This is a genomic window from Pantoea dispersa (genome assembly GCF_014155765.1).
In the GTDB taxonomy this organism is placed as follows: domain Bacteria; phylum Pseudomonadota; class Gammaproteobacteria; order Enterobacterales; family Enterobacteriaceae; genus Pantoea; species Pantoea dispersa.
Genome location: NZ_SCKT01000001.1, coordinates 802,465 through 814,531, shown reverse-complemented (window position 1 = coordinate 814,531; position 12,067 = coordinate 802,465). Strand labels below are relative to the sequence as shown.

Genomic DNA, 12,067 nt, shown 5'->3' with positions numbered 1-12,067 from the left:
AAAGCGGAGCCATCACCATGCAGGATCGTAACTTTGACGATCTGGCGGAAAAATTCTCGCAAAATATTTATGGCACCCGTAAAGGCCAGGTGCGTCAGGCGATCATCTGGGATGAGCTGAACGCCATTCTGCCGACGCTGCCCGCTGGCCCGCTGACGGTGCTGGATGCCGGTGGTGGTGTCGGTCAGATCTCCAGCGGTCTGGCTGCGCAGGGGCATCAGGTATTGCTGTGCGACCTGTCGGGCGAGATGCTTAAGCTGGCCGCCGCCCATGCGTACAGCGCAGGTGTGAGCCACAACATGCAATTCAAACAAATTAGCGCGCAGCAGGTTGGCGAACATTTGGATAAGCCGGTGGATCTGGTATTGTTTCACGCTGTGCTTGAGTGGGTGGCGGATCCGCTGGCGGTGCTGCAGGCGCTGTGGCATACGCTGAAACCCGGTGGTGTGCTGTCGCTGATGTTTTATAACGCGCACGGCCTGACGTTCCGCACCCTGACGCTCGGCAATTTCGGCTATCTGCGCGCCAACATGAACAAGCGCAAAAAACGCACGCTGTCGCCGGATTTCCCCCGCGATCCTGACGATGTACAGCGCTGGCTGACGCAGTGCGGATTTATCACCGAGCAGCGTGCCGGTATCCGCGTGTTCAGTGACTACATGAAGCCGCAGCCCGGCGCCGGGAAGAGCGTTGAGGAAATTATTGAGATGGAACGGCGCTACTGTCGTCAGGAGCCCTTTTTGAGCTTAGGGCGCTATATCCACGTGACTGCGCGCAAACCCAGGTAGAAGGATCAACTATGAGCGAATTTTCCCAGACGGTCCCCGAACTGGTGGCATGGGCGCGCAAGAATGACTTTTCCCTTGCGCTGCCGGTAGAACGTCTGGCGTTTTTGCTGGCCATCGCCACCCTCAACGGGGAGCGCATGGACGGCGAGATGAGTGAAGGTGAGCTGATTGACGCCTTTCGTCACGTCAGCAAAGCATTTGAACAAACCCACGAAACCATTCAGGTCCGTGCCAACAACGCCATCAACGACATGGTGCGTCAGCGCCTGCTTAACCGCTTTACCAGCGAGCTGACCGAAGGTCACGCCATCTATCGTCTGACGCCACTGGCGATCGGCATCACCGACTATTACATCCGCCAGCGCGAATTTTCCACGCTGCGCCTGTCGATGCAGCTGTCGATTGTTGCGCAGGAGCTGAAGCGCGCCGCCGACGCCGCCGAGGAAGATGGCGACGAATTTCACTGGCATCGCAACGTCTTTGCGCCGCTGAAATATTCGGTCGCGGAAATCTTCGACAGCATCGACATGACGCAGCGCCTGATGGACGAACAGCAGCAGGCGGTAAAAAGCGATATCGCCGATCTGCTGAATAAAGACTGGCGCGCGGCCATCTCCAGCTGTGAGCTGCTGCTGTCGGAGACCTCCGGCACGCTGCGCGAACTGCAGGATACGCTGGAAGCGGCAGGCGACAAGCTGCAGGCTAATCTGCTGCGGATTCAGGACGCCACGCTGAGCAGCCCGGATCTGGGCTTCGTCGACAAGCTGGTATTTGACCTGCAAAACAAGCTCGATCGCATTATCAGCTGGGGCCAGCAGGCCATCGATCTGTGGATCGGTTACGACCGCCACGTGCACAAATTTATTCGTACCGCCATCGACATGGATAAAAACCGCGTGTTCGCGCAGCGTTTGCGCCAGTCGGTGCAGAACTATTTCGATCAGCCGTGGGCGCTGACCTACGCCAATGCCGACCGTCTGTATGACATGCGCGATGAAGAGATGACGCTGCGTAACGACGAGGTGATGGGCGAGCTGCCGCCGGAGATGGAGTACGAAGAGTTTAACGAAATCCGCGAGCAGCTGGCGGCGATGATTGAAGAAGCGCTGCAGATTTACAAGCAGCAGCAGAAGCCGCTGCATCTCGCCACGGTGATGCGTGATTATCTGGCGCAATATCCCCGCGCGCGCCACTTCGACCTCGCACGCATCGTCATCGATCAGGCGGTGCGACTCGGCGTGGCCGAAGCCGATTTAGCCGGTCTGCCTGCGGAATGGCAGACCATCAATGATTACGGAGCCAAGGTGCAGGCACATGTCATCGACAAATATTGAACAAGTGATGCCGGTCAAACTGGCGCTGGCACTGGCAAACCCGATTTTTCCCGCGCTTGATAGCCAGTTACGCGCCGGCCGCCACATTGGTATTGAAGAGCTGGATAATCACGCTTTTCTGATGGATTACCAGCCGTTTCTGGAAGAGTTCTATGCGCGCTACAACGTTGAGTTGATCCGCGCACCGGAAGGTTTTTTCTATCTGCGTCCGCGCTCAACCACGCTGATCCCGCGCTCGGTGCTGTCCGAGCTCGACATGATGGTGGGTAAAATTCTCTGTTATCTCTACCTGAGCCCGGAGCGGCTGGCCAACGAGGGCATTTTCACCCAGCAGGAGCTGTACGACGAGCTGCTGTCGCTGGCGGATGAAAGCAGGTTGCTGAAGCTGGTTAACCAGCGCTCCACCGGATCGGACCTGGATCGCGCCAAACTGCAGGAGAAGATGCGTGCGTCGCTCAGCCGTCTGCGCCGTCTCGGCATGGTGTGGTTTATGGGCAACGACAGCAGCAAGTTCCGCATCATGGAGTCCGTCTTCCGCTTTGGTGCGGATGTGCGCAGCGGTGACGACGCACGTGAAGCGCAGCTGCGCCTGATTCGTGACGGTGAAGCGATGACGCTGGAGAACGCACCGGTCGCCAGTGAGAGCGACGAGGCAGAAAATGACAGCGAACACGACGCGAGCGAGCGCGCGGAGGATGAACAGGCATGATTGAACGCGGTAAATTTCGATCGCTCACGCTGATCAACTGGAACGGTTTCTTTGCCCGCACCTTTGATCTGGATGAGCTGGTCACCACGCTGTCCGGCGGTAACGGTGCCGGTAAATCGACCACCATGGCGGCGTTTGTTACGGCACTGATTCCGGACTTAACCCTGCTGCATTTCCGTAACACCACCGAAGCCGGTGCCACATCCGGCTCGCGCGACAAGGGCCTGCACGGCAAACTGCGCGCGGGCGTCTGCTATGCGGTGCTGGACGTGGTCAACTCGCGCCATCAGCGCGTGGTGGCTGGCGTGCGCCTGCAGCAGGTGGCCGGACGCGATAAGAAAGTCGACATCAAGCCTTTCAGTATTCACGGCCTGCCGACCGATACGCTGCCAACCGATATGCTGACCGAAATTCTCGGCAGCCGTCAGGCGCGCGTGCTGCCGCTGGCAGAAGTGAAGGAGCGGGTGGAAGCGCAGGAGGGCGTGCAGTTCCGCCAGTTCAGCTCGGTCACGGACTACCACGCCATGATGTTTGAGCTCGGCGTGGTACCGCGTCGTCTGCGCACCGCCGGCGATCGCAGCAAATTCTACCGTCTGATCGAAGCCTCGCTGTATGGCGGTATCTCCAGCGCCATTACCCGCTCGCTGCGCGATTACCTGCTGCCGGAAAACGGCGGCGTGCGTAAAGCGTTCCAGGATATGGAAGCGGCGCTGCGCGAAAACCGCATGACGCTGGAAGCAATTCGCGTCACGCAGTCGGACCGCGATCTGTTTAAGCATCTGATCTCTGAAGCCACCAGCTACGTTTCTGCCGACTACATGCGCCACGCCAACGAGCGTCGCATCCATCTTGACGGTGCGCTGCAGCTGCGTAACGAGCTGTTCACCAGTCGCAATCAGCTGGCATCGGAACAGTATCGTCACATCGAAATGGCGCGCGAACTCTCTGAGCACAACGGCGCAGAGAGCGATCTGGAAACCGATTATCAGGCGGCGAGCGATCACCTTAATCTGGTCCAGACAGCGATGCGTCAGCAGGAGAAGATCGCGCGTTACGACGCCGATCTGGAAGAGCTGACTTATCGTCTCGAAGAGCAGAATGAAGTGGTGGCCGAAGCGCGTGAAGTGCAGGAAGAGAACGAAGCGCGCGCTGAAGCGGCGGAAATTGAAGTCGACGAGCTGAAAAGCCAGCTGGCCGATTTTCAGCAGGCGCTTGATGTGCAGCAAACCCGCGCCATTCAGTATCAGCAGGCGCTGCAGGCGCTGGAAAAAGCGCGGGCGCAGTGCCAGCTGCCGGACCTCACCATCGACAACGCCGCAGAGTGGCAGGAAACCTTCCAGGCGCGCGAAGAAGAGGCCACCGAACGGCTGCTGCGTTTGGAGCAGAAGCTGAGCGTGGCGGAAGCGGCGCACAGCCAGTTTGAACAGGCGCTGGCGCTGGTCACCAGTATTGCTGGCGAGGTAAGCCGGCAGGATGCGTGGCAGGTCGGGCGCGAATTGCTGCGCGATGCCGCTAACCAGCGCCATCATGCCGAACAGCTCTCTTCGCTGCGTCTGCGTCTCAACGAACTGGAAACCCGCCTGCGCGAGCAGCATGAGGCCGAACGTCTGCTGGCCGACTTCTGTAAACGTCAGGGCCAGCAGTATGACGCTGACGCGCTGGAAGGCCTGCAGCGTGAACTGGAAGCGCAGATAGAGCAGCTGAACGAAAGCGTGGCCGACGCCGGTGAACGCCGCATGCTGATGCGCCAGGAGCTGGAGCAGCTGCGCGAGCGCATCACTGCGCTGACTGCGCGGGCACCGCACTGGCTGGCGGCGCAGGAGATTCTCACCCAGCTGAGCGAACAGACCGGCCAGACGCTGAGCAGCAGCCAGCAGATCACCGAATATATGCAGCAGCTGCTGGAGCGCGAGCGTGAAACCACCGTTGAGCGTGATGAAGTGGCGGCGCGCAAGCGTGAAGTCGAGCAGCAGATTGCGCGACTCAGCCAGCCGGGCGGCGCGGAAGATGCGCGCCTGACTCAGCTGGCGGAGCGGTTTGGCGGCGTGCTGCTGTCAGAAATTTACGATGACGTGACGCTGGATGATGCGCCGTACTTCTCCGCGCTGTATGGCCCGTCGCGTCACGCCATTGTGGTACCGGACCTGTCGCTGGTGCGCGAGATGCTCGACGGCCTTGAAGAGTGTCCGGAAGATCTCTATCTGATCGAAGGCGATCCGCAGTCGTTTGATGACAGCGTCTTTAGCGTCGACGAGCTGGAAAATGCGGTCGTCGTCAAAGTGGCGGAGCGCCAGTGGCGTTATTCGCGCTTCCCGAAAGTGCCGCTGTTTGGTCGCGCGGCGCGGGAAAATCAGCTGGAGCTGTTGAGCAATGAGCGCGATCAGCTGGCCGAACGTTTTGCCACGCTGTCATTTGACGTGCAGAAAACCCAGCGTCTGCATCAGTCGTTTAGCCGCTTTATCGGCAGCCACCTGGCCGTGGCCTTCGACGAAGATCCGGAAGCGCAGATGCGCCAGCTCAACAGTCGTCGTGGCGAGCTGGAGCGTGCGCTGGCGCAGCACGAGAATGACAACCAGCAGCAGCATGCCCAGTTCGAGCAGGCAAAAGAGGGCGTGGCGCAGCTCAACCGCCTGCTGCCGCGCGTTAACCTGTTGCTTGACGACTCGCTGGCCGACCGCTGCGAAGAGATTCGTGAGCGGGTGGAAGAAGCCCAGGAAGCCGCGCGCTTCCTGCATCAGCACGGCGCGAAACTCAGCAAACTGGAGCCGCTGGTGGCGGTGCTGCAGAGCGATCCGCAGCAGCACGAACAGCTGACGCGTGACTATCAGCAGGCGCAGCAGCAGCAGCGCGAAGCGCGTCAGCAGGCATTTGCCCTGACCGAAGTGGTGCAGCGCCGCGCGCACTTCAGCTATGAAGATTCGGCTGGCATGCTGACCGGTAACAGCGATCTCAACGAAAAACTGCGCCAGCGTCTGGAGCAGGCGGAAGGCGAACGCAGCCGCGCGCGCGAACGCCTGCGCGAACATCAGGCGCAGCTGACGCAGTATTCCCAGGTGCTGGCATCGCTGAAGAGTTCGTACGACGCCAAGCGCGACATGCTGAAAGAGTTGCAGCAGGAGATGCAGGACATTGGCGTGCACGCCGATGCCAGCGCCGAGGAGCGCGCGCGCAGCCGGCGTGACGAACTCTACACGGCGCTCAGCCACAACCGTGCGCGTCGCAATCAGCTGGAGAAACAGCTCACCTTCTGCGAAGCCGAGATGGATAGCCTGCAGAAGAAACTGCGCAAGCTGGAGCGCGATTATCACCTGATGCGTGAGCAGGTTGTCAGCGCCAAAGCGGGCTGGTGCATCGTGCTGCGCCTGGTGAAAGAGAACGGCGTCGAGCGCCGTCTGCATCGCCGCGAACTGGCTTACCTGAGCGGCGACGAGCTGCGCTCAATGTCGGATAAGGCCCTCGGTGCGCTGCGCCTGGCGGTCGCGGATAATGAACACCTGCGCGATGTGCTGCGCATGTCGGAAGATCCAAAACGGCCGGAGCGCAAGATTCAGTTCTTTATCGCCGTCTATCAGCATCTGCGTGAACGTATCCGTCAGGACATTATTCGTACCGACGATCCGGTTGAAGCCATCGAGCAGATGGAGATTGAGCTGAACCGTCTGACCGAAGAGCTGACGGCGCGTGAACAGACGCTGGCGATCAGTTCGCGCAGTGCGGCCAATATCATCCGCAAAACCATTCAGCGCGAGCAGAACCGCATCCGTCAGCTGAACCAGGGCTTGCAGGCGGTGAGCTTTGGTCAGGTGCGCAGCGTGCGGCTGAACGTCAACGTACGCGAAACGCACGCCATGCTGCTGGATACGCTGTCGGAAGAGCATGAACAGCATCAGGATCTGTTTACCAGCAATCGCCTCACGTTCTCGGAAGCGCTGGCGAAGCTGTATCAGCGTCTCAATCCGCAGATTGATATGGGCCAGCGCACGGCGCAGACCATCGGTGAAGAGCTGCTCGACTACCGCAACTACCTTGAGATGGAAGTGGAAGTGAACCGCGGCTCAGACGGCTGGCTGCGCGCCGAAAGCGGGGCGCTGTCGACCGGTGAAGCGATCGGTACCGGCATGTCGATTCTGGTGATGGTGGTGCAGAGCTGGGAAGAGGAGTCACGGCGTCTGCGCGGTAAAGATATTTCACCGTGCCGCCTGCTGTTCCTCGATGAAGCCGCGCGTCTTGATGCGCGCTCCATCGCCACGCTGTTCGAACTGTGCGAGCGTCTGGAAATGCAGCTGGTGATTGCCGCGCCGGAGAATATCAGTCCGGAAAAAGGCACCACTTATAAGCTGGTACGTAAAGTCTTTAACAATACGGAGCATGTGCACGTGGTCGGACTGCGCGGTTTTTCCGCCGATCCGACGCCGGTGAAACAGGAAAATCCCGGCGCAGGCGTGGCCACTGAAAATAGCTAGCAGCAAATCTGGTTAAAAATTCAGGCTGCGGTTAATCTGTAAACGGCATCGGCCCTGCGAGGCGGATGCCGTTTTTTATTTTATACTCAACCATAAGAGTACAGGCGGTACACGGCGTTTTCAGGATGCTGTGTCTTTGGTAAGAAGGGGGCAGGGATGTTGCTGAACAAGAAGAGCAGAGTTAATCGTGCTGCAATAGCACTCAGTTTGTCACTGATGGCGGCACCGCTGGCTATCAGCCAGGCGGCAGACGTCGGCGCGCTGCCGCACAGCACGCTGTCAGTGGCTGCCAGCCAGCAGCAAATTCAGCAGGCATTTAGCCCCAGCGAACGACCCTTTTATCTGCCCGGCCTCGCCGGCATCTATGCGGCACGCAACATGGCGCCGCTGTGGCAGGATCGCGACGCCGTGCAGGCTTTCCAGCAGCAGCTGGCAGAAGTGGCGCTCTCCGGCGTACAGCCGCAGTTTACCCGCTGGGTAGAGTTGCTCACTAATCCGGATATCAAAGGCTTCGCGCGGGACGTGGTGCTGAGCGACGCTATGCTTGGCTATCTGCAGTTTGTCGCTAACGTACCGACCCAGGGCGAAACCTGGCTGTACAGCAATGTGCCGTACAAGCTGACCATGCCGTCACTTTCCGCCATCAATCAGTGGCAAAACGCGGTGAACGGCGGCGGCAGCCGCGCCTTTGTGGTGTCGCTGCAACCGCAGCATCCGCAGTACGCACCGATGCACAGCGCGTTAAAAGCATTGCTGACCGATAACCGGCCGTGGCCGCAGCTGCGCGATAAGGGCACGCTGCGCCCGGGTCAGATCAGCGATGATGTGCCGGCGCTGCGTGAGATTCTGCAGCGCACCGGGATGCTGACCGGCACGCACAGCGCGACGCCCACGCCAGCCGACGATGCCGTCCCGACGGCGCCGCAGCCGGTGAGTCAGAGCGATCAGCCCGTGGCCGTCAGTCCGTCGGCCACCAGCGTCAGCGATCTGCCGGCGCAGGTACCGCAGGCCAGCGGCAACATCAGCACGGTCACCCCGGCTGCCAGCAATAATGTCTACGACAACACGCTGGTGGAGGGGGTAAAACGCTTCCAGCACTGGCAGGGACTGGCAGACGACGGTGCCATCGGCCCGCGTACCCGCGAGTGGCTGAATGTTTCCCCGCAGATGCGTGCGGCACTGCTGGCGCTGAATATTCAGCGTCTGCGTCTGCTGCCGGATGACATGCACAACGGCATCATGGTGAATATTCCCAACTATTCCCTGACCTACTACAACAACGGCAATACCATTCTGTCCTCGCGGGTGATTGTCGGTCGTCCGGACCGCAAAACGCCGCTGATGCGCAGCGCGCTCAATAATGTGGTGCTCAATCCACCGTGGAACGTGCCCACTACGCTGGTGCGCCAGGATATCGTGCCGAAGGTGAAGCAGGATCCGAGCTATCTGTATAAGCACGGCTACACGCTGCTGTCGGGCTGGAGCGCTGATGCGGAAGTGATCGATCCGTCGATGATTGACTGGCACATGGTGTCCGCCGCCAGTTTCCCGTATCGCATTCGTCAGGCGCCGGGTGCCAGCAACTCGCTGGGCCGCTATAAATTCAACATGCCGAGTTCTGACGCGATTTATCTGCACGACACGCCGAACCATGGCCTGTTCCAGCGTGATATCCGCGCGCTCAGCTCCGGCTGCGTGCGCGTCAACAAAGCTTCTGAACTGGCCGATCTGCTGTTGCAGGACGCGGGCTGGAACGACAGCCGTATCTCTGACACGCTGAAGCAGGGCGATACGCGCTACGTGCCGATTCGCCATCGCATTCCGGTCAATCTCTACTACCTTACGGCCTGGGTGGCGGACGACGGCCAGCCGCAGTATCGTACAGATATTTACAATTATGATAACCCGGCGCGCTCCGGCAGCCAGGTGCTGACCAAAGCGGGGCAGCTGCTGCTCTAAGCGTTGATTTCCCTGTTATCCTTCCCTCAAAGAAAATGGCAAGACCGGTCTGGAAAATTGATTTCAGACCGGTTTTGCGCATTCTGTGACAGATTGCGGGTTGACTGCTCACCAGGCTGCGGTTACTGTTCGGCCTTGTGTACTTTTTGCACATATTTTTATCGTTTTAGATTAGGTAACCCCGCTTCATGGCTAATTTTGATTCTCAACGTCGTCGTTTATTGCTGCTGGGTGGCGCAGCGGCTGGATTGTCACTGCTGCCGGGTGCAGCGCTGGCGTCAGTTTCCACCTCCCGCCCCCGGGTATTAACGCTCAGTAACATGCATACCGGTGAAACCCTCAAAACTGAGTTTTTTAACGGTAAGAGTTATGACAAGGATGAGTTAGCTCGCTTAAACCACTTCTTCCGCGATTACCGCGCCAATCAGGTTAAACACATCGATCCGCATCTGTTTGACCAGCTGTATCGTTTGCAGACGCTGCTCAACACGCGCAAACCGGTGCAGCTGATCTCCGGCTACCGTACGCTGGCGACCAATAATATGCTGCGTGAATCGGGCCCTGGCGTGGCTAAACACAGCTATCACACCAAAGGTCAGGCGATGGATTTCCACATTGAGGGCATTTCTCTCAGCAATGTTCGCAAAGCGGCGTTATCTATGCGCGCCGGTGGTGTAGGATATTACCCGCGCAGCAACTTCGTACACATTGATACCGGGCCTGCAAGGCACTGGTCCTGATACCGGCAGCGCTGCGTGTGTCGGTCATGGAGCGCTATGAATTACCTGATTATTCCGGTCACCGCCTTTTCACAGAACTGTTCCGTTATCTGGGATGACGAGACGCAACAGGCTGCGCTGGTTGATCCCGGCGGCGATGCCGAAACCATTATTACCGTGCTGGCGGAGCGAGGCTTAACGCCGTCGCAAATCCTGCTGACCCACGGCCATCTCGATCACGTCGGTGCCGCTGCGGAACTGGCGCAGCACTATCAGGTGCCGATCGTCGGGCCGCAGCCAGCCGATGCCTTCTGGCTGGATAACCTGCCCACTCAAAGCCGGATGTTTGGTTTGCCGGAGTGCGCGCCGCTGACGCCAGATCGCTGGCTGGAAGAGGGCGAAACGGTACAGCTGGGCAACGTGACGCTGGAAGTGCTGCATTGTCCAGGGCATACGCCGGGCCATATCGTGTTCTTTGACCGTGCTGGCCGTCTGCTGATCTCCGGTGATGTGATTTTTAACGGTGGCGTCGGGCGCACCGATTTCCCGCAGGGCAGCCACAGCGATCTAATCGCGGCCATACGGGATAAACTTCTGCCGCTGGGTGATGATGTGACGTTTGTCCCCGGCCATGGCCCGATTTCCACCCTCGGCCACGAGCGCGTCAGTAATCCTTTCCTGCAATAAAAAAATGGGCCATCAGGCCCATTTTTCGTTGGTCACAGCACGGCGACGATGGCTTCGCACAGCGCCCACATATTATCCGGCGTCATACCTGCCACGTTAACGCGACCGGAATTCACCGCATACACGCCAAACTCTTCACGCAGACGCACCACCTGATCTTTGGTCAGACCGCTGAACGAGAACATGCCGTTCTGTTTGATGATGAAGCTGAAATCGCGCTGTGCACCTTTCTCCGCCAGGGTATTCACAAACAGCTGGCGCATGCGCTGAATGCGCTGGCGCATGTCGGTCAGCTCCTGCACCCAGATGGTACGCAGCGCGTCGTTACCGAGAATGGTGGCGACCACGGCAGCACCGTGCGACGGCGGGTTAGAGTAGTTGGCGCGGATGCTGTATTTCACCTGGCTGAATGCTGTCTTCGCCACGTCGGCCGTTGCCGCTACCAGCGTCAGCGCACCGACACGCTCGTTGTACAGACCAAAGTTCTTCGAGTAGGAGCTGGCGACGATCAGTTCCTGATGGGATGCCGCGAAAATGCGCAGGCCTTCAGCATCTTCATCCAGACCGCGCGCGAAGCCCTGGTAGGCGAAGTCGAACAGCGGCAGCCAGCCTTTCTCCAGCGACAGCTGCGCCAGCTGTTGCCACTGGTCAGCGGTAGGATCGATACCGGTCGGGTTATGGCAACAGCCGTGGAACAGCACCACGTCGCCCGCCTGCGCTTCCTGCAGCGAGGCCAGCATGCCGTCGAAGTCGAGGCTGTGGGTCGCCGCATCGTAATACTGGTAATCACACACTTCCAGACCGGCGGCGTTGAACACGTTTTTGTGGTTCGGCCAGCTGGGATTGCTCACCCAGACGCGTTTGACGTTGGTTTGCGTAGCGAGGAAGTCCGCGGCGACGCGCAGCGCACCGGTGCCGCCCGGCGTCTGCGCGGTGCAGGCGCGGCCAGCGCTAATCAGCGCGTTCTCTTTGCCAAACAGCAGTTCCTGCGTGCAGCGCGCGAAATCAGCCAGACCATCAATGCTGAGGTAGTTTTTGGTGGTCTCGTTCTCCAGCAGATACTGCTCAGCTTTTTTCACACTGGTCAGCACCGGCGTTTTGCCGGTTTCATCTTTATAAACACCAATGCCAAGATTGATTTTATTCGGGCGGTCGTCGGCGCGAAACAGGTCAGCCAGTCCCAGAATAGGATCGGCTGGTGCGGCAGAGATTGATTCAAACATGAGTCAGTTCCGTTTGGGTGAACTTTAGCAAAATGAGCTATCAGGTTAACGTCAGACGCAACGCTTGCCAACCGCTGACATAAAAAAGAAATAACTGTGGCGTATAAAGTAATGGCGCTAATCGGGAGCCCGATCACTGAAATGCAAAACGGAGCCCGAAGGCTCCGTTTCTGAGGTGTTACGCA

8 protein-coding genes are annotated in these 12,067 nt (G+C 59.1%); 7 read left to right on the top strand and 1 reads right to left on the bottom strand.

Going from position 1 to position 12,067, the window contains the following annotated elements:
* Positions 1-17 precede the first annotated feature (17 nt).
* From cmoM to H7K56_RS03910, 7 genes are all read left to right on the top strand, one after another.
* Positions 18-788, top strand: a complete 771-nt coding sequence (gene cmoM / locus H7K56_RS03940; RefSeq protein WP_058757758.1) for a tRNA uridine 5-oxyacetic acid(34) methyltransferase CmoM — start codon at positions 18-20, stop codon at positions 786-788.
* Between the two features lie 11 nt (positions 789-799).
* Positions 800-2,122: a chromosome partition protein MukF gene (mukF, locus tag H7K56_RS03935; RefSeq protein WP_021508336.1), complete on the top strand. Its 1,323-nt coding sequence runs from the start codon at positions 800-802 to the stop codon at positions 2,120-2,122.
* A complete protein-coding gene (mukE, locus tag H7K56_RS03930) occupies positions 2,103-2,831 on the top strand; it encodes a chromosome partition protein MukE (protein ID WP_031279857.1) in 729 nt (242 codons plus the stop codon). Before mukF ends, mukE begins: the two co-directional genes overlap by 20 nt.
* On the top strand, positions 2,828-7,294 hold the full coding sequence (gene mukB / locus H7K56_RS03925; RefSeq protein WP_150360635.1) for a chromosome partition protein MukB: 4,467 nt from the start codon (positions 2,828-2,830) through the stop codon (positions 7,292-7,294). The genes mukE and mukB overlap by 4 nt, the downstream gene beginning before the upstream one ends.
* A 156-nt stretch (positions 7,295-7,450) precedes the next feature.
* Complete coding sequence (gene ldtD, locus H7K56_RS03920; RefSeq protein ID WP_058757755.1) at positions 7,451-9,253, top strand: L,D-transpeptidase LdtD; 1,803 nt, start codon at positions 7,451-7,453, stop codon at positions 9,251-9,253.
* Positions 9,254-9,441: 188 nt separating this feature from the next.
* A complete protein-coding gene (gene mepK / locus H7K56_RS03915; RefSeq protein ID WP_031279855.1) occupies positions 9,442-9,993 on the top strand; it encodes a peptidoglycan L,D-endopeptidase MepK in 552 nt (183 codons plus the stop codon).
* 36 nt (positions 9,994-10,029) lie between these two features.
* Entirely contained in the window at positions 10,030-10,659 is a 630-nt protein-coding gene (locus H7K56_RS03910) for an MBL fold metallo-hydrolase (protein WP_150360636.1), read from the top strand.
* Between the two features lie 32 nt (positions 10,660-10,691).
* Here H7K56_RS03910 and H7K56_RS03905 read toward each other — a convergent pair whose 3' ends face one another.
* Complete coding sequence (locus tag H7K56_RS03905; RefSeq protein ID WP_150360637.1) at positions 10,692-11,882, bottom strand: amino acid aminotransferase; 1,191 nt, start codon at positions 11,880-11,882, stop codon at positions 10,692-10,694.
* Positions 11,883-12,067: the final 185 nt, after the last annotated feature.

Bases quoted from the DNA above. Each gene is read 5' to 3' on its own strand.
- H7K56_RS03910 (WP_150360636.1), top strand. From the start codon at position 10,030: ATGAATTACCTGATTATTCCGGTCACCGCCTTTTCACAGAACTGTTCC.
- H7K56_RS03905 (WP_150360637.1), bottom strand. From the start codon at position 11,882: ATGTTTGAATCAATCTCTGCCGCACCAGCCGATCCTATTCTGGGACTG.
- mukE (WP_031279857.1), top strand. From the start codon at position 2,103: ATGTCATCGACAAATATTGAACAAGTGATGCCGGTCAAACTGGCGCTG.
- mepK (WP_031279855.1), top strand. From the start codon at position 9,442: ATGGCTAATTTTGATTCTCAACGTCGTCGTTTATTGCTGCTGGGTGGC.
- cmoM (WP_058757758.1), top strand. From the start codon at position 18: ATGCAGGATCGTAACTTTGACGATCTGGCGGAAAAATTCTCGCAAAAT.
- mukF (WP_021508336.1), top strand. From the start codon at position 800: ATGAGCGAATTTTCCCAGACGGTCCCCGAACTGGTGGCATGGGCGCGC.
- mukB (WP_150360635.1), top strand. From the start codon at position 2,828: ATGATTGAACGCGGTAAATTTCGATCGCTCACGCTGATCAACTGGAAC.
- ldtD (WP_058757755.1), top strand. From the start codon at position 7,451: ATGTTGCTGAACAAGAAGAGCAGAGTTAATCGTGCTGCAATAGCACTC.